Origin of the sequence: uncultured Alteromonas sp. (assembly GCF_963976965.1) — a bacterium.
GTDB lineage: Bacteria > Pseudomonadota > Gammaproteobacteria > Enterobacterales > Alteromonadaceae > Alteromonas > Alteromonas naphthalenivorans.
In genome coordinates, this window is record NZ_CAXBMP010000024.1 from 1 (window position 1) to 16,928 (window position 16,928).

Annotated in this window: 10 protein-coding genes; 4 read left to right on the forward strand and 6 right to left on the reverse strand. The window is 45.2% G+C overall.

What is annotated here, in order from left to right:
* The 4 genes from AAC006_RS16005 to nhaD all read left to right on the forward strand — a co-directional run.
* The coding region (locus AAC006_RS16005; protein ID WP_339891876.1) for an ATP-binding cassette domain-containing protein at positions 1–1,359 on the forward strand (1,359 nt) is incomplete at its 5' end.
* Between the two features lie 121 nt (positions 1,360–1,480).
* Complete coding sequence (locus AAC006_RS16010) at positions 1,481–2,536, forward strand: efflux RND transporter periplasmic adaptor subunit (protein WP_232043544.1); 1,056 nt, start codon at positions 1,481–1,483, stop codon at positions 2,534–2,536.
* Positions 2,529–5,648, forward strand: a complete 3,120-nt coding sequence (locus tag AAC006_RS16015; RefSeq protein ID WP_288389654.1) for an efflux RND transporter permease subunit — start codon at positions 2,529–2,531, stop codon at positions 5,646–5,648. The genes AAC006_RS16010 and AAC006_RS16015 overlap by 8 nt, the downstream gene beginning before the upstream one ends.
* A gap of 321 nt (positions 5,649–5,969) precedes the next feature.
* Entirely contained in the window at positions 5,970–7,214 is a 1,245-nt protein-coding gene (gene nhaD, locus AAC006_RS16020) for a sodium:proton antiporter NhaD (RefSeq protein WP_339349675.1), read from the forward strand.
* A 207-nt stretch (positions 7,215–7,421) separates the two neighbouring features.
* Here the strand turns inward: nhaD and AAC006_RS16025 are convergent, their stop codons facing one another.
* The 6 genes from AAC006_RS16025 to AAC006_RS16050 all read right to left on the reverse strand — a co-directional run bounded on the left by AAC006_RS16025 (position 7,422) and on the right by AAC006_RS16050 (position 16,793).
* Complete coding sequence (locus AAC006_RS16025) at positions 7,422–7,841, reverse strand: TerB family tellurite resistance protein (protein ID WP_126871881.1); 420 nt, start codon at positions 7,839–7,841, stop codon at positions 7,422–7,424.
* A 260-nt stretch (positions 7,842–8,101) separates the two neighbouring features.
* Complete coding sequence (locus AAC006_RS16030; protein ID WP_288389656.1) at positions 8,102–9,322, reverse strand: phosphoenolpyruvate carboxylase; 1,221 nt, start codon at positions 9,320–9,322, stop codon at positions 8,102–8,104.
* A complete protein-coding gene (locus AAC006_RS16035; RefSeq protein ID WP_126871883.1) occupies positions 9,319–9,954 on the reverse strand; it encodes a hypothetical protein in 636 nt (211 codons plus the stop codon). The genes AAC006_RS16030 and AAC006_RS16035 overlap by 4 nt, the downstream gene beginning before the upstream one ends.
* Complete coding sequence (locus AAC006_RS16040; protein ID WP_339349672.1) at positions 9,951–13,703, reverse strand: ATP-binding protein; 3,753 nt, start codon at positions 13,701–13,703, stop codon at positions 9,951–9,953. The genes AAC006_RS16035 and AAC006_RS16040 overlap by 4 nt, the downstream gene beginning before the upstream one ends.
* A gap of 334 nt (positions 13,704–14,037) precedes the next feature.
* Positions 14,038–14,448, reverse strand: coding sequence for a hypothetical protein (locus AAC006_RS16045; RefSeq protein WP_339349670.1), 411 nt, complete (start codon positions 14,446–14,448; stop codon positions 14,038–14,040).
* Between the two features lie 284 nt (positions 14,449–14,732).
* The gene (locus AAC006_RS16050) at positions 14,733–16,793 is read right to left on the reverse strand and encodes a hypothetical protein (RefSeq protein WP_288389659.1); all 2,061 of its coding nucleotides are present in this window, start codon (positions 16,791–16,793) and stop codon (positions 14,733–14,735) included.
* Positions 16,794–16,928 lie beyond the last annotated feature (135 nt).

Genomic DNA, 16,928 nt, shown 5'->3' on the forward strand with positions numbered 1-16,928 from the left:
GTAATTCAAACCGTGGTGGGCATGAGCCTCTCGATGACGCTTCGCTCGGTAGTCACCTTTGTTGGCGCGTTGGTGCTAATGGGGATATCCAGCCCACTACTTACTTTTTGCGTCATTATCGCGGTCCCCGCCGTACTTGTCCCCATTAAAGTGTTGGCACCGCAAGTGCGCAAGTTCGCTAAAATAAGCCAAGACAAAGTGGCGGATTTAGGCTCTCACATAGATGAAAGCCTGCATGAAATTATGACGGTTCAAGCGTATACCGCAGAAGACAAAGAACGAGCCCACTTTTCATCTCGCGTAGAGTCTGCCATGGATGCGGCCAAGCATCGTATCCATTACCGCTCTTTATTAATCGGCTGCATTATGTGCTTAAGCATGACAGCGATAATATTTATTGCTTGGGTAGGCGCACGCCAAGTATTAGAAGGTAAAATGACCGTTGGGGAATTGTCAGCCTTTCTATTTTACGCGGTGATGGCAGGCGGCAGTATTGCGACTGTAAGTGAAGTGATTGGAGAAGTGCAACGCGGCGTTGGCGCCAGTGAACGCCTTTATCAGCTGCTGAATGCAACATCAGAAGTGACCTCGCTGTCTGAACACTCGGCTTCATCTCAAGTGCCTCAGGTAGCGCCCGCTATTGCGTTCAAAGACATGAGTTTTGGCTACCCAGGCACTAAGCCATTATTTAACAACCTAAACTTGAATATAAAAGCCGGTGAGAACCTTGCTCTAGTGGGGGCGAGTGGCGCTGGAAAATCATCACTATTCCAATTACTTATGCGTTTTTATGACCCCACTACCGGTGAAATCACGTTTGACGACACGCCCATTGTGGGCATGCCGCTAAGATGCTTGCGCCAACATATCGCCATTGTTACCCAAGAGCCTGTAGTATTCGCCAGTAGCGTAATGGAAAATATTCGCTATGGCAGCCCGAATGCAAGTGACGACGAAGTGATTAATGCAGCCAAAAAAGCCTTTGCTCATGAGTTTATCGATAATCTAGAAAACCGATATCACACTCAGTTGGGTGAGCGTGGCATCAAACTTTCTGGTGGTCAGAAACAACGTATCGCTATAGCCCGTGCAATATTAGCAAATCGCCCTATTCTTCTTTTAGATGAAGCAACAAGTGCGCTAGATGCCATGAGTGAACGTATGGTTCAACAGGCAATGAATCGTTTAATGGAAGGCAAGACCAGTATTGTTATCGCGCATCGCCTGGCCACCGTTCAGCATGCAGATCGTATCGTTGTGATGGATAAAGGCAGCATTGTAAGTATGGGCACACACGCAGAATTAATGAAAAGCGATACCCTGTATAGGGAATACGCTGAACTGCAATTGCTTAGCTAAGCCGCCTATGGTGCTATAACACTAGAATTTTGCTTGAGTAAAGTGGCAAAAAAAGAACGCGATAACAGCCACTAATTATCATCATTAAAAAAATAAAAAACTAAAAGATTTCGGAAAAAAAATGACAAATATGATCTCCCGATACGCGAGGGTATCGGCGTGCTGTGTGGTATTAGCACTAACCAGTGTGCCGGCTTACAGTCAATTTATGGGTGACAAACAGGCTAAGTTAGTCGTAACTGAGCCAGTCTCTTTCATGTATGAAACCCGAAAAGTGGAAGCTGTGGGCAGTGCCGAGGCGCTTCGCTCCATTGCACTTTACCCTGCTGTTGCCGATGAAGTCATCGAGGTCAATTTTGTTCCGGGCCAACTCGTTGAAGCTGGCAAAGTTTTAATAAAGCTAGATAACCGTCGTCAGAAGAATGCCGTTAAGCGTGCAGAGTTAACATTGAAAGATGCACAGCGTACACTTGATAGGCTTATCACTAGCCATGCGCAAGGCGCGGTGCCTATTAGTGAACTTGACCTTGCTCGCACTCAGCGTGACCTAGCCGAAGTTGCTTTAGAAGAAGCTATTGTCGACTTAGATGACCGGTTTATAAAAGCACCTTTTGATGGCGTTGTAGGCATTACTGACATTGAAGTGGGCGATCGAATAAACGAACAAACGTTAATCACTACTCTGGACCATAGAAGTAAGCTTTACATTAACTTCAAAGCCCCAGAAGCCGCTTTACCTGTGCTAATGAATGCGCCGGACGTGACGCTAGAGCCGTGGAGCGATCGCGAAGTGTCTATAAAAGCCGAAATTGCACAAATTGACTCGCGTATTAACGAAGCAGATCGTACTTTGCGTGCCCGCGCACTGTTAGATAACTCTGCAGACAAATTCCGCCCTGGTATGAGCTTTCGGGTAAATTTAAGTATTCAGGGCGACCGCTATGCAGCGATCCCTGAAGCCGCGTTATTATGGGGTGCTACCGGCGCTTACATTTGGCTGGCAGAGTCAGGAAAAGCGAAACGTGTTGATGTAGACGTTCATCAACGTTTACGCGGTGCAATATTAGTGTCTGGCGCCATTAGCGAAGGAGACAAATTAATTGCTGAGGGTGTGCAACGCCTTCGAAATGGACAAGCGATTACGACTGAATTGGTTGGGGGCCCCGCCAATGAGTAATGCGCCTGCAACCAACGACCTCCCCTCTTTATCAATTCGACGACCGGTACTCATAGTTGTTCTTAATTTACTGATTGCGATTGCTGGTTTATCGGCATTAAATGCACTAGAAGTACGAGAACTACCCGACGTAGATACGCCAAGAATTACAGTGACTGCCACCTACCCTGGTGCATCACCGGAAACTGTTGATGCCGAAGTTACCAGTCGATTAGAAGGCGCGGTAGCTCGGGTTAGCGGCGTAAAAAACATTTCCGCACAAAGCGAAGAAAACTCAGCACGGATAAGAGTAGAGTTTCGCGCTGGCGTTAACTTAGAAGATGCCGCCAACGAAACCCGAGAGTCGGTGAGCCGTGTTCAGCGACAATTACCGGATGATGTTGAAGAGCTTGCCATTATTCGCGCAGACAGTGATGCCCAAGCAGTAGTAAGCCTAGCTATTTCAAGCGACACCCTAGACATGGAAACCCTGACTGAGCGTGTTGATACCGATGTCGCTCCGCTTTTTTTGAGCATTCCTGGGGTAGCCGATGTCAGCATGAGTGGCGACCGAGAACGTGTGCTTAGGGTATCTGTAGATCCCCTTCGTTTAACCAGCTTTGGGCTATCGATGGCCGAAATTGCCAGCGCATTAGAACTCGCCCCTTTTGATGTGCCAGCAGGCAGTATTCAATCTTCCGATCAAGCCTTAATTGTGCGTGCAGACGCGACATCAGTCAGTGCTGAAGACGTAGGTAACATTGTCATTTCAGGTGATATACGAATTAGCGATGTAGCCAGTGTGTATTTTGGCCCAGCCGATTCCAGCAGTATGGTTCGACTTGATGGCCGCCCTGTTATTGGCTTAGGCGTTATCCGACAAGCCAGCTCAAACACCATTGAAATTTCAGATGAAGTGCTTTCTATGGTGAAAGACTTAGATAAACGCTTTACGGACATGAAGATTGTAGTGACATCTGACGACGCTGAATTTATTCGAGATTCAGTGAAAGAAGTCGTGGTGTCGTTAAGTCTTACCGTAGCCTTGGTTGTTCTTACTTTATTAGTGTTTATTGGCTCTTGGCGCGCCACTATTGTGCCAGCGCTGAGCATTCCGGTCTCACTTGCAGGTGCGTTAGGTATCATTTGGGCCATGGGCTTTTCGGTTAATATTTTAACTTTATTGGCGTTGGTGCTTGCCACAGGCATGATTGTTGATGATGCCATTGTGGTATCTGAAAACATTCAGCGCAGAAGAGCTATGGGGCTTGGTCCTCGTGCAGCCGCGGTTATTGGTACCCGCGAAGTATTCTTTGCGGTTATTGCTACCACCGCGGTACTAGCTTCGGTGTTTATACCCATCGCATTTTTGCCTTCTACCGCAGGGCGCTTATTTAGAGAATTCGGCGGCGTGCTAGCGGGAGCAGTTATCATCTCATCGTTTGTTGCTTTATCGTTAGTACCCGCGCTTACCGCTCGGCTTTCAAAAAAACAATCTACGAAGTCGGGCTTTTTCGATGCTACGTTTGGCCGCTTCGGTCACGCTTGTTTACGGCTATACCAAAGGTCATTAGTGTTCGCGTTAAAATACGCATGGGCGGTAGGCATACTAAGCTTACTAGCTGGCGGTGGTGCATACCTGCTGGCCAAGAATATCGATAATGAATTAATGCCAAGTGAAGATAGAGGCACCATTCGTATATTTGCTCGCGGCCCTGATGGTGCAGGTTTGAACTTCATGGACCGACAGGCCGAGAAGATGGAGGAAATGCTATTCCCTTACGTGGAAAACGGCACCATCGACTCAATTTATACAGTGGTAGGCCAGTGGGATCCTAACATTGTTTTTATTACTGTTCCCCTTAAGCATTGGGATGACCGCGATAAATCGTTGCAAGACATCGTGGGTGAAATTCGCCCAGGCTTGCAAGCCATTCCAGGTGCGCCGGGCAATGCTTTTGGCGGAAACAGCCTTAATTTACGTGGCCAAGGCGGTGGTTTGGAACTGGCACTCACTGGTGATACTTATGAAAACATTCATAAAGCGGCATTGGCGTTTGCTAACGAAATAGAAAATGCGTTACCTGAAGTGGGTAGACCGCAAATCAGCTATGACCCTACACAGCCTCAAATGCGAGTTAATATAGATAGGCGACGTGCAGAGGAATTAGGAGTGCCACTGCCAGATATTGCCAGTGCCCTTCGCGCCGCAGTAAATGGTGATGATATTGCTGATTTAAACGTAGGTGACCAAGCCATTCCTATCATGCTGCAAACTAATAATAGAAATTCTATTAACCCATCAGATCTGACTAATCTGTATGTGAAAAGCAGTACTGGCAACTTAGTGCCATTATCCAGTGTCGCATTTATTACTGAAGAAGGCGTGGCGGCAGAGCTTGAACGCCAAGCGCAGCGCCGTGCCATAAATATCGAAATGGATTTGCCAGAAGACTTAGCGTTAAGTGATGTGGTAGACAGCATCCGCGCACTTGGCAATGAAACACTTCCCGATGGCATGGGGTTGGTATTCTTAGGTGAAGCGCAAACCTATGAAGAAACGTCTAAGCAAGTTGCCCTAACTTATGTACTCGCATTTATTATTGTACTGCTAGTATTGGCAGCGCAGTTTGAAAGTGTGAATTCAGCCGTCGTGGTTATGTTAACGGTCCCCTTCGGTATTGCTGCGGCAATTTATGCCCTGTACCTAACCAGTACAAGCATTAACATATACTCGCAAATTGGCTTAGTGATGTTGATTGGTCTTCTAGCGAAAAACGCCATATTACTTATTGAGTTTGCCGACCAGTTACGCGACAAAGGCTACAGTGTTTACGATGCCATTATAGAAGCGGGTCGGGTTCGCCTTCGCCCTATTATGATGACATTGGTGTCCACTATACTAGGTGGTCTGCCACTGATACTTTCAACCGGCGCTGGCGCTGAAGCGCGAAATGCTATTGGCTGGGTTGTATTTGGTGGGCTAGGTATTGCAGTTGTCTTCACCTTATACCTAACGCCAGTACTTTATCTTGCCCTAGCGCGATTTACTAAACCTCGCGCCGATGAAAGCCAGCGGTTAGAAGGGGAAATGCGAGACGCTGAACTGCGCGAAGAAGCCAGTGTAAGTTAAGGCCAATACAGACGGCGTGAATACTCGCTTACTCATTTGTACCTAATGTACCTTTTAAAAGCCTCGTTTTTAACGGGGCTTTTTTATAACTCAGCGGCTAATAAAGGCTGCACTATTTAAGCTTCATCATGATTATCATTGTCGCCGATTAGGTAATTGGTGAAGCGTTTTTTCACTCTGCCATCAGTGATAGTAAAAAGTTATCACGCTGATAGTTAAAATATCGCATAAAATGGTTCATTCATGCCCATTTCACTGTTTATTTCATTCCCTAGCTTTTACAATCCGCGCGAATAAAAATTGCTGTTAGGAACTGACACCATGTTAGACGTGGCACTTATTGTCATCGCCATTCTTGCGCTACTGTGCGTTATCTTCGAAGACCTTATTCATGTAGACAAAGCCAAAACCACCTTGTTACTTGGCACTATCTCTTGGTTGCTTCTATTTATATTTTCCTCCTCTATTTCTCAGACCGAGCACATCAACGACGCATTGATGACTAACCTTACTGAGATTTCCACACTGTGGTTATTTTTGGTGGCAGCAATGACATTCGTGGCGTATTTAAACCGAAAAGGGTTAATTGAAAATGTGATGAATATTGTGATGCCAAAGAAAATTAGCCTGAAAGCATTATTGTTCTTTACTGCTATTTTCAGTTTTTGCTTCTCCTCATTAGCCGATAACATTACGGCAACTTTGGTCTCAATTGCGCTCGTACTATCTCTGGGCTTGCCATTGAAACAAACCATCCGCTTTTCTGTGTTGGTGGTGTTTGCCGTCAATTCTGGTGGGGTGTCATTAATTACAGGCGATGTCACAACGTTGATGATTTTCCTACAACACAAAGTCTCTATTACCGAGCTTCTCATGCTGATAGGTCCTTCCTTTATTACCGTGATGTTGCTAGCTGCATTATTGAGTATTGGCATTACCGGGGAAGTAAGAATTAAAAAACAGCGAAATGATATTGCAACCGTAGATTACATCATTGCCGCCATATTTCTTGCTACCATAATATTTACACTGGTCGCCAACGTCATGTTTTCCATTCCACCCGTACTTAGCTTTTTAACTGGTATGGCAGTTATGTTCATGGTGGCAACGCTCTACGGAAAACATAACGACAACGACCCCATACTTGACTACATTCGTTACATTGAATTCGACACCCTGCTGTTTTTCTTAGGCGTACTATTGCTTGTAGGTATGTTGGAACATATTCATGCACTTAATGGCTTTATGTATTTATACGATTCACTGCCTGTGAGTGTAGCCAATTACCTAATGGGGATAGTGTCTTCCATGATAGATAACGTACCTTTAACCGCAGCATTGTTAAAAGCTGAAATAGCAATGACGACGCCCGAGTGGTTATCGTTCACTTATGCGGTAGGTGTGGGTGGCTCTTTATTGGTGATAGGATCTGCAGCAGGCATTGTGGCCATGAGTAAAGTGGAAGGGCTAACGTTTGCTTCCTTCCTTCGTTACTCTGGCCTATTACTACTTGCCTATAGTGTTGGCTACACCATGGTATTGCTGTTAGCTAATGCATTGTTCTAGCAAGACAATGTACTAGCAAGACAATCTACTAGCGAGAAAATGTACTGAAATCACTATTCAGTGACCCAGTCTTTGCTACCTGCCTTTGCTACCAAGCTTAGTTGCCAAGCTTTGATACAAAAAAGTAACTTGTGTGCATTACATTTAGCTAAGCGCTAGACGTTTACCGAGCGCTAGATGCATATGATGCATACGTGCTCTAGGCAGTTAGTGCGGAGCTTGGCTACTAACCTGATTGGGCAGCGTACTGCTGCCTGCTATCAATGCCTTTGCTAACAGTTTGTGAGTAAGTACTGATAACAGCTCTGTTTCTGCTTCACTTCGCTCTCCATCTACGCCAGTAATTGCCATGGCAACCTCTAGGGTTTTTTCCGCGTCAAAAGCCAGGTCATCTTTTAGCGATCGCATGAACTCAAGTTCATCCCCAGTATCAATAGCTTGTCTGGTCTGATAAATCGTATCGTTCAAGAAAGCTTCTCGGCAAATTGGACTTTGCCAGTCTAATTCTTCAACCATTGAATTGAGATAATCTTGTTCGGATAGCGTCACCATACCGTCTACTTGGTATAGCAAAACAGATAATTTGATAAGTGCTTGATTAAAGGTTTGTTGCTGTGAAAGTTGCATAGTTTCATCCTCTTCGTGCCATACGCATTGGCACCACTACTTGCCCGCATCCTGCTAGGCAGTTTATGTTTCTAACGAGAGTTTTAATGTTGCTCCTGCTCGTTGACAGCTATATTACGACACCATGAACAATTAAGTTCAATGTGTGAAATAAATGTAAAATAACTGTTTCATTATAGTCTTTTTACCGTGGGATCCAAGTAAATATGCGTATAAGAAGCCCAAACTAAGTGTGAATATAATTGAAAAGAATAGAGCCGCTAACGCAGCCCTAGGGTGATATCATTAATGTAGAAGTTGCCCGTAAACGTTTTGTCATTTTCACCATGGGGATCGAGGGCAAAAAATTGCTTTTCTTGATCGGCAAGCGCTTGATAGCCGCCAATCACTTGATACATCCAGACCTCTCGATCAAACCCTAATGCTTTTTCTTCGTAGTAGGTTAACGCGGTTTTCGGTTGGCCCGAATCAATGACTTCACAGAAAAAGTCCTCTATGGCCAACTGTAATTCATCCTTTTCAAGAGATACCGTAGATTGTGCGGTTACATCAATATCTTGTGGCTCGTCGGCTTCGTCATGTTTTCCTTTACGCTGATGAATATGCGTAAGCGAAGACACAATTTCTTGATAATCATTCTCGTGCTCAACGTTATTCACATCTGGCGCAGCAGCACTAATCACGCTGTTCGATTGATTAAACAGAATTGGCACTTGCGTCAAGTTAGTGTAGTTACCCGGCGCAAAGTCAGGGTGTTGCTCCATGTGCAGCAAGTAGCCCTTTAGCAAGCGTGTACGACCTTGGAATTCTCTGAATCGCCCGAGTAAATCTATCAAGCGCGCTTGTACTACTGAGAGTTCTTGCGCAGCTTTTGAAAAGCGCTGTTGCAAAGACACCACCAGCAAATGGCGAAGCTCTCGGTTTGAGCCAGCGATTTCACTTAATTCGTCAAAGCGGAAACATTCCAACTGTGACAGCAAGTCAGTAACTTGCCCTTGCGCCAGTTCGTTTTCACGAATTTTCGCATCTACCGACGACACATAACCAAACTCATTAGTTATACGCCCGAACAACACACGTACGCTGTTCGATAATGACTCAGACAGTTGATACACATGCTCGGTTAAATCGCTCATGTGAGCAGCAGATTCGTTGTATTTATTATAATGCAGGGCTTCTTTGTAATGCTCGGCTAAGGTTTTTAAACTCGCTAGCGAGGCACCGATATTAGCATTAATCGTGCGGTTTCTTTCGTCTTGTAAGCTACCTTCTAGTAACGTACGCACCGCGCTTTTAAGCCGCAACTCACTTTGTGACTCTGGGCGCCAAAGCACGCCAAGCTGCACCAGTTGCTCTAATACTTTAGGGCTGTGATTTTGCTCATCAACCGTCCCGCCAATATAAGCCTGCATGATAAGGTCGCTGTGCTTACCCAATGCATTCAGTAAGCGAGTGCCTGTTTGAATAAGCGCTTGGCTCATAACAAACTACCCTGGGTTATAGCAGCATCAGCTTGCTCAGATAAACTTAGCGCTTCGGTTTCATCAATAAAACGCAGCATTTCATAAAGGTGCTCTACTTTACCGGTGGCAAGGTAAATCTGCTTTTCTGGGTTTGGCTTGGTTAAGTAGCCCATTTCAGTTAGGCGCTTAAATACCTGCTTTAACTGACCATCTAGATTCACGCTGGTAGAACCAAACATGCGGTAACGAGAAATTTTCTCTAATTGCTCGGCATACGCAGGGGTATCTTCAATAGTTGTTTGCAGTTCGTTCAAGCGAATAGCATTGCCCATGGTAACCGGCATATCAGATTCATTGGCTTGTTGTACTAACAATAACCATTCCACCAGCGGCACTAAATTAGACGCAGTATCTTGAAACTGTTGCGTTAGCATTTTGCGCTCTGCCTCACCAATGGTGAGGTAACTGGCAAAAAACACATCGCCTTCAGCTGTGCTTGAAAGTGTGCGATTTAGCATGGCTAAATGTGGCTCTAGTTGCTGGGCTTTTTCACGGTTTTTTAAAAAACGCCATGCTTCTTCGTCAGTAACCTGACAAATAAACGTCCCTTGCAATAGTGCGCTTAACACGCGGCCTTGTTCAGTCATCATGATAATGTCTCCTGGCTAGCGGCGTTCCCTTTATCTTGTGCTTTTTTTGCTTGTAGGCGAGCGGCAATGCCACTGGTTCTAGGCTGAACCACCTGCAACTGGCGGGTTACTTTGTCAATTAAGTAGCGATTTTCAAACAAAGTAAGTACTTCCGATTCAGGGTTTGGAAACGCCCCTACCACGCTAATGTTATTATTCTGACAGGCATCAAATATTTTCTTCACATTGCTTTGATGCAGCGTACCTAGTTCATCAATTGGCCAGTGTACGGTTGCTTCTGCGTCGCCTCGCAATAAACGAGTAAAGGCCAGTAAGAACTTACACAAAATAAGGTAAGCCATACCATGACTAGACGATTCATTAAGCTGACGATCGGTTCGGATAACCAAGTCGCTTTTGCCTTCACGTAAATGAAGTTCGATATCAAGCAACTTGCTGATGCCGCCAGTCAGTGCCGCGCGGCCTAAAATATCTAGCACACGGCGCATACTTAGCCCGTATTCTTCTTCAGGTAAGGTGTTGGCGCCCTCTTCCATCCAATGCTCGTAAAGCTTTCTAAACTGCTCTAGCTCTGGCCAGAATTCTAGCTCACTTATGCGAGATCGAATTTTCACAGCTGAATCAGACACGCCATCTAGGAACAACTCACCGTCGACTTCTTGGGTAATTCGGCGGCTTTGCGACACAATGCGCTTATCTATATCGGCAAGTACAAAGTAGTACTGAGACAAGTCAGCCCCGAATATTCTGCCCTGCTCACGCAGGCCTTGCAGTTTCTGAGGTACTATCACGTTAAGCAGCTGAGATAAGTGCGATACCATACGGCGATGGTCGAAGCTCTTTACTCCATGGGCGTTAATAGTGGCGCATTCTTCGCGAGCCCGTTCCCATGTATCAGAAAGCCCAGTTCCAGCTTGCGCTGCTATTAGCTGATCAAACCTTTCTACATAGGCGCGAATATCACTATAAAGGGTATCTCGTTCTTGCAAGTGCCCTTGAACTTCAGAAATACGCTGGTTCACGCTGACATCGTCATGCTTAATTTCAGTAAACTCTTTCGCAGCTTGCAGAGTAAGCTTACTGAGTGATTTACTTAACGTTCGAACTTGTTCTAGTTGATCCGTAGCTGTCTTCAGCCTAGCTTCAAGTAAAGCTTGCTGTTCTTGTAGTTGTTCCCGTGTCGCTTTGTACTCGCTTTGCTTTTGAGCTAAACCGCGCTCAGATTCCCCTAAAGATTTCCGTGCTTTCGCGAGCTCGTCCTGCCATACCACTTTTTGTTTAGTGAATATGGTGGAATACCAACGTTCATAATCAGCCACCTTATGGCGGTGGGCTTCGGTGCGGTTTATATCTTCTTTCAGTTTATTAATTTGCTTTTTAAGCTGACCTATTTCGTCTATATCTACACCGCGATTATTCAGCTCATTTTCAAGCCACTTCTGCATGTCTTCACGGTCGCGGGCAGCATTCGCTTTTGCCTGCTGCGTGTCTTTATCAATTTGTGCAATACGGCCTGTACTGTCGGCGATAAGTTGTTGCCAGTGGAAGCTATGTTCTGTTTCCGACTCTCGCTGCTGATCTTTTATTTCATCACGGCTAAGCTCATATTGGGCTTTCGCTTGCTTTTGGGCTTGAAGATTAGCATCAAGTTTGGTTTTCGCCTTTTGCTTGCGCGCTGAAAGTGCCTGCTGGTATTCGCTTAATAAGCTATCGCGGTCTTGTTGTGCACGCTTACGGCTAGCTTCGGCACTTTTCACTGCATTGTCTTTTTGCGTCATCGACAATTCAGCATTACGCACATCTTCATTGGCTTTAGCTAAGCGCGTTTCGCATTCATTTTGCGCCGCAAGTGATGCCGCTTGACGAGTTTCGGCTAATTGGAGCTGTTGCTTCAAGGCTTGTTCAGTTTGCGCGTATTCCGGCGTCTCAAGCTCTGATAGGGCTAGACTAACGCCCATCAACGACGTATTTACTTCGTCAGTGTCTGACTTTTCGTCCGATTTAGCAGCGCTTGCGTCTTTAACCACACTAGGGCTCAAGTCGTTTCGGTCTAACAACTCAGGGCGAAGCACCTTACCTAATGACAATTCCCAATCATCAACATTAGCTCGCAAGAACTCTAGCAATGAGCCCTCACCCGGATACAGCAAGCCATTGATTTTTGAAACTGCACTTTCTTCTTTTTGAAAGGCAACACGCGCTTTATCAAGTGCGTTTGAGGCATCTTGCCTAAACTGCACCGCTTTACTGTGGGCTTGCTGAGTTTGTCGGTATGCCGCTCGAGCTGCATCTTCGTTAACCGACGCTTCTTTTGTAGCGGCATCCAGCAAATCTAATTGCGACTGTTCAAATTCGTTGTAACCCGCGTTAGACAACGACGCTTTAAGTTCAGCTTCAGTGACTTTAAGCTCGCCAGACGCAGTTTGAAAATTGGCTTGTAACGTACTGAGTTGACCTGCGTAATCATCACGGATACGCTGTATAGCTTCATGCTCTTGTTGCGTTTGCTCAGCTTTCGTTTCTGCCGCCTCTTGTCGTGCCGCTGAAAGCGACTCTAACGAAAGCGACAACTTATCGCCTAGCTCAGCCAATCGTTTGTTGTAGGCTGATTCAATATCTTGGTGCTTTTCAGTAAGCAATAAATAGCGGCTGTCGGCCAGTTCACGGGCGTTTTGCCACTGCGCTAGATTGGCTACATCTTCTTTTAGTTTATCGATATTCTGGTCTTGCCATTTATCGAATTCACGCTCAACGGTATCAAGTTCACTGGTGTATTTTTCAACATCTGCACGGGCAGAGGAAATAACTTGGTTAAGGTGGTCGCGGGTATCGTGCCACTGACTATCCGTTTGTTTACGCTGAAAGGTATTCTCATCTAATTCGTTTTTAGTGGTATCAACGCGGGTTGATAGATGCACTTTATCCAACTCAAAGCTGTGCTTTAAGTTAGCTAATAGTTGCTCAGTGCTGCTTAACGCCATATCGGCTTGTTCAAGCTTGCTGAACTCAGGGCGAATATTGTCAAACTGTTTGATTAACTGGCACTCTTTAATCCAGTCATCAACACGGTGACGGCTTAAACCTGAAGTAGGCGGTGTTACCCCGTCTTCTTCCAAAATAGCGGCAATCATGGCTTTAATGGTTTCCATCTTGCCTTCTTTCGAATGCACCGCTTTTGCAAGTTTTTCGATATGACGCATGTGCTTGCTTGGCTCGCACAGGCTAAATATTTTAGCGTAACCTAACAGCTCTCGGCCGTTACCGCTTTGGTTTAATACACCATGATCGTTTTGCACAATTGCACGGAAATCTTTGGTGTTAAGTAAGCTGGTTACCATCACGTTATTGCGTTTCATGGCGCGGGCAAGTTCAGCGCTACTTACGCTAACGTGCTTGCCACTTTTTTGCTTAATTAAGTAATCATCAATATCGAACGGCTTACCCACTAAACGATAGTTAACACCCGTACCGTTGGAGCTTAAGACCGCTTGGCACAAATCACCATCGGCGCGCGCATATTCATAAATAATAAAACTAGATAAACGAGGTAAGTACCAGCGCTCAAAACTGTCGCGAGTGGCAGGAACTACGCGGCTAGGATATTCGCCGTAAAAAACCGGAATGAGCCGCTGCAAGGTAGTTTTACCCGATGCATTTGTACCACAAATGTTGGTATGTCCATCAAGCTTCAATTCTACTACACCCGGTAAATGGGTATCGATGAGAACAATACGTTTTAAGCCTGCCATTCAGTATCCTATATTTTTGAGTCTTTGCATGTAGCCTGAATAAGCTACTACCACGTTAATCAACCGTCTTTATCATTCCATGTTTAACAAACTATTACTGTATTTAGACACGCTTGTTAAATGGTTAATTAGCCGGTCAGTGTATTATGAATTGAATGATTTGCACAGATGGGAAAAGGGTTTGTGGCATGCCAGAGCAAATGAATGCTGCTTTTTTATTCAAAGGCTGCTCAATATTCACATGCGCTTTGTTCCACAGAACTAGGCTAGGCAAAAGCAGGACAAGATGTGAGCATATTTATAGGGAGAAAAGTGAGTTAATCGGGTTATCTATTTACTCTGATACCCTTGCGGTTTCAGCGTTGAACCCGTGTTCAGCCAACCAGTCAAAACCATCTGATGCAGTTTCAAAGTGGCGTGTTGACCCTTTTTGTTTTTGCAGATCGATCATACGGTCAAGTTGATAGGTTTTTAATGCGTTGTCTTTATAGACTCTCGCGGTATGGGTCATATTATTTGCTTCCGCCCACACCAGCATTTCGTTGATTACAGGCTCTGCATCAGGAGTTGATAACGCCCATTCATCAAAATAAACTAAATGTGCCCATGGCGCGTGGCTTATCATTCGACCTGTATCTTTAAAGGCTTTGCTAAAGCTCTCAGTAATCATTGCGTCCCACGCACCTTTTACGTGGATGACAACAATATTATTGTCTCGCCTAATAACGTAATTTTTGTTCTTCATCTTAACTAAGCACTCGCTCGTTTTATCAGAAGCTTTATTTAAATATAGAAGATAGTTAACTAAATGCTTGAGCTTTCACTCAACTTATCCGTGGCGGACTCGTTTTTTCACAATGTGAAGGCACAAAAAAGGAGCTATTAACTAGCCCCTTTTCGTTTCAGATTAGCACTTCAACTTAGTGCATCAATTTAGTATTTCAACTTAGCACCTTTAATGCTTCAAAGCAGGAATCACTCAGTTGCCGTTTTCCCTACCTTCGCATTATTATTGACTGCATAGCGCTATTAATTTAGTAAAACAGATACCGATTCAGGTGCAGTAAATGAAACACTGTAGCTAGGCGCCATATCACCAGATGCCTGATTTAGAATATTATCGAAACGCAATACAGCACTATTCGATTTTTCAGCCACATACACATTACCGTTACTTAACATCAAATCGACTGGGTTGCCTAACATGCTTAACGGACCAGAGATAGATACCGACATATCTGTTAGGCCACTTGCGTTTTTAGCACCTGGAATAACATAAAGCTTTCCATCGGTGGCATCTGCTGCACTACCCACATCAGAGATGACCAATGAGTCGCTTTGTGCATCGTAATCGATACCATGAATATTCGTAGGCGCGGCAACAGCCGTTCCCGACATTGCGGGCGTAATTAATCGGTCTTCACCGTCAATAGTGTCCATACCATTATTAAGTTTACGCACCACATCTTCAAATACCGCGACAGTACCGTTAGTCAGCGCTAAGAACGCTTGGTCTGTTTCTGCATCATAGTCAACATCCCAAGGGCTAGCGCCGTTAGATGCCGTTAGCGTAAGTAACGGAGCAACATTACCTGCAGAACACGTTGAGAAAATGCGAACACCTGGTGCGGTGGCATCAATATCGGCAACAAATATAAGATTATCGTTTGATGAAATATCAATACCTTTAGGCGCAACAAGTCCCGTGCTATCACCGCTAATCTCATGGTCGTAAGACGTATTATACATACCGTCATTACGGGTAGATTTAAGACGGTTTACTACCAATATGCCACCTGTATTGGTTGCCGTATCATCAAAGGTAATATACCCGTCCCCCACGGCGGTGTAAGTTGCGCTCTCAATACTAATAGTGCTATCGAAGCTAGCTAATTCACTGCTTAATGTGGCGCTATACTGCGTAACACCGCCGGTGGTATCGCCAGCTTCTCCAGGATTACTGGTTACACTAAGCCCCTTGATGGGCATGGTAGATAGACCATTGTCAGACGCGTCCATTTGCATTTCAACATCTGTTAATTCGGCAATTGATTCAGGCTTACTGGTAGAGGTAACAAGGTCAGGAGCTATGTCGCCACTCTCACCACTAAATATGTTAGTGAAGACAAGAATAGCGTCATTCGACTTTTCGGCCACGCGCAGGGTAGAACCGGTAAGCGCAATATCAACAGGATTACCTAATACCGTTGATGCACCGCCAATAGTTCTGGTAGGTACGGTAGCACCATCAGCAGTGGCTGCACTGGTAAGCACAAATAGTTGACCATCGTCAGCTACGGCAGCATCACCAACATCCGATACCACTAATCTGTCTGACATAGGCTCGTAAACAATACCGTGAGCGTTAACAGAAATTTGGTTTCCATCGCTATCTGAAGGCACTATAGTACGCGTCACTGTTGGGGCAAACTCAGAGGCTATCACATCATCGTATACCGCAATGGTGCCATCGGTTAATGCCACAAATAAGCGGTCTGAATCTTCATCAAATGCCACATCCCAAGGTTGGGCTGCGGTTACAATTTCCGCTACCGGAGCCACATCGCCAGCAGCTTGGCTACCAAAAATACTGATGCGCATACCAGTAAAGTCGGCAGCAAAGATAATGCCCGCGTCATTAGCAACTGCAATTCCTTTCGGGTTAGTTAGTCCTGTGTTGGCACCACTAATTTCTGTGTCAGCATCAGCTGAATACATGCCTGATGTGCTGCTTGATAATGAACATAAAGTACGTAACAAGGGCGTGTCGCTGTCTCCTGCTTGCACTACGCTGCCTGTTTGGGTGAAAACGACACCTTCATTTGCGCCTGTGGTTAGCGTTTCAAGCGTGTTCGCGTTTTGATCAACAAGACTTACGGTGCCACTATTGCTCTCACCATTATTGGCAATAAGAAATTGGCCTTGAGGCAAGCCTGGTGCGCCGTTACTTCCGTCTGCGCCATCCATACCAGCAGCGCCGTCTATGCCATCTTTTCCGTCGTCGCCATTACAACCAGATAACAGCATGGCCACCGCCACAGAAATAGCCGTTAATTTAAGTGTGTTTGATGTTGTATTTACCATTTTCATGCAGTGTAACTCCATTATACGTGCTCTCAGATTAAGTAGACGCGTGAAACTGCTAACGCCCTGTCACTTAAACCAAACGACTCGCACATAGAATTAGATGCAAAAAAATAAAAAAAGCCTCATTTAGTCAAATGA

Bases quoted from the DNA above. Each gene is read 5' to 3' on its own strand.
- AAC006_RS16030 (WP_288389656.1), bottom strand. From the start codon at position 9,322: ATGAGCCAAGCGCTTATTCAAACAGGCACTCGCTTACTGAATGCATTG.
- AAC006_RS16035 (WP_126871883.1), bottom strand. From the start codon at position 9,954: ATGATGACTGAACAAGGCCGCGTGTTAAGCGCACTATTGCAAGGGACG.
- nhaD (WP_339349675.1), top strand. From the start codon at position 5,970: ATGTTAGACGTGGCACTTATTGTCATCGCCATTCTTGCGCTACTGTGC.
- AAC006_RS16050 (WP_288389659.1), bottom strand. From the start codon at position 16,793: ATGAAAATGGTAAATACAACATCAAACACACTTAAATTAACGGCTATT.
- AAC006_RS16045 (WP_339349670.1), bottom strand. From the start codon at position 14,448: ATGAAGAACAAAAATTACGTTATTAGGCGAGACAATAATATTGTTGTC.
- AAC006_RS16040 (WP_339349672.1), bottom strand. From the start codon at position 13,703: ATGGCAGGCTTAAAACGTATTGTTCTCATCGATACCCATTTACCGGGT.
- AAC006_RS16015 (WP_288389654.1), top strand. From the start codon at position 2,529: ATGAGTAATGCGCCTGCAACCAACGACCTCCCCTCTTTATCAATTCGA.
- AAC006_RS16025 (WP_126871881.1), bottom strand. From the start codon at position 7,841: ATGCAACTTTCACAGCAACAAACCTTTAATCAAGCACTTATCAAATTA.
- AAC006_RS16010 (WP_232043544.1), top strand. From the start codon at position 1,481: ATGACAAATATGATCTCCCGATACGCGAGGGTATCGGCGTGCTGTGTG.